Genomic DNA, 1,665 nt, shown 5'->3' on the forward strand with positions numbered 1-1,665 from the left:
GGGGCCCGGCCGCGCAGCGCGAAGCCGTTGCCGTACCGGTCCTGGCTCCGCGCGGCGCCCGGCAGCGGGCCGGCGGCCAGGGCGGGGGCCGCGGTGGGCAGGCCGGCCCGGGGACGCCTCGGGCCGCGGGCGGCGGGGCGCGCGGAGTCGTCGGCCATCATCTCGGTGTCCCCTCCACTGGTGTGCGGTGCCGTGGTCCACGGCACGGGGACCAACGGCTACTCGTGCTCGGCTCGTCCTGCGACGAGCGCGTGCACCGCGTCGGCGAACGCTTCGCCACGCTTGTTGTAGTTGGTGAACATATCCATCGAGGCGCACGCGGGGGCCAGGAGGACCGTGTCGCCGGGTTCCGCCAGCCCGACGGCCGCCTGAACGGCCGCGGACATCGCCCCAGTGTCCGTCCGGTCGAGGTCGACGACCGGGACGTGCGGGGCGTGTCGCTCCAAGGCTTCCCTGATCAGCGTGCGGTCGGCGCCGATCAGCACCACACCGCGCAGCCGCTCGGCCGACGCGCTGACCAGTTCGTCGAAGGTGGCGCCCTTGGCGAGGCCGCCGGCGATCCACACCACGGGCCGGTAGGCGGCCAACGACGCCTGCGCGGCGTGGGTGTTGGTGGCCTTGGAGTCGTCCACGAAGTGGACCCGGTCCACGGTGGCGACCGGCTCCATGCGGTGCGGCTCGGGCCGGAAGGCGCGCAGCCCGTCCCGTACGGCGGTGGCCGGCACCCCGAAGGCGCGGGCGAGGGCGGCGGCGGCGAGCGCGTTGGCGATGTTGTGCGGGGCGTCCGAGACCAGGTCGGCGACCTCGGCCAGCTCCTGCGCCTGGCGCTGTCGGTTCGGTACGAAGGCGCGGTCGACGAGGATGCCGTCCACGACGCCGAGTTGGGAGGGGCCCGGCGCGCCGAGGGTGAAGCCGATGGCGCGGCAGCCCTCGGCCACGTCGGCGGCGCGCACCAGGTCCTCGGTGGCCGGGTCGGCCACGTTGTAGACGCAGGCGACCTCGTTGCCCTCGTAGATACGGCCCTTGTCGGCGGCGTACGCCTCCATCGAGCCGTGCCAGTCCAGGTGGTCGGGGGCCAGGTTGAGGACGGTGGCCGAGTGGGCACGCAGCGAGGGCGCCCAGTGCAGTTGGTAGCTGGAGAGCTCGACGGCGAGGACGTCGTACTCCACATCGCCGAGGACCACGTCGAACAGCGAGACGCCGATGTTGCCGACGGCGACGGTGCGCAGTCCCGCGGCCTCCAGGATGGCGGCGAGCATGCGCACCGTGGTGGTCTTGCCGTTGGTGCCGGTGACGGCCAGCCAGGGGGCGGGGGTGCGGCCCTGTTCGGCACGGAGCCGCCAGGCGACCTCCACGTCCCCGATGACCTGCACGCCAGCCCGGGCCGCGGCCTGGAACAGCGGGCTGGTGGGCTTCCAGCCGGGCGTGGTGACGACCAGTTCGGTGCCCTCGGGCAGGGTGTCGCCGTCGCCGAGGTGGACGGTGACGCCCAGCGCTTCGAGTTCGGCCGCCTCGGCGCGCTGGCGCTCGCCGTCGCTGCCGTTGACGACGGTGACGTGGGCCCCGAGGCCCCGCGGCGCGCGCGCAGCGGGGACCCCGGAGACGCCGAGACCCGCGCCGGTGATGCGGCGGCCGGCGTACTCGCTGGGCACATGGCCGCCGCCC

The 1,665-nt window shown here is 74.9% G+C and carries 2 protein-coding genes; both read right to left on the reverse strand.

The window, feature by feature from the left end:
- On the reverse strand, nucleotides 1-206 hold a 206-nt coding region (locus tag AAHZ94_RS33730; RefSeq protein ID WP_349997504.1), incomplete at its 3' end, for a hypothetical protein.
- A gap of 12 nt (nucleotides 207-218) precedes the next feature.
- Complete coding sequence (gene murD / locus AAHZ94_RS33735) at nucleotides 219-1,652, reverse strand: UDP-N-acetylmuramoyl-L-alanine--D-glutamate ligase (RefSeq protein WP_349997505.1); 1,434 nt, start codon at nucleotides 1,650-1,652, stop codon at nucleotides 219-221.
- Nucleotides 1,653-1,665: the final 13 nt, after the last annotated feature.

The sequence above is a fragment of the Streptomyces sp. HSW2009 genome (assembly GCF_040240285.1).
GTDB lineage: Bacteria > Actinomycetota > Actinomycetes > Streptomycetales > Streptomycetaceae > Streptomyces.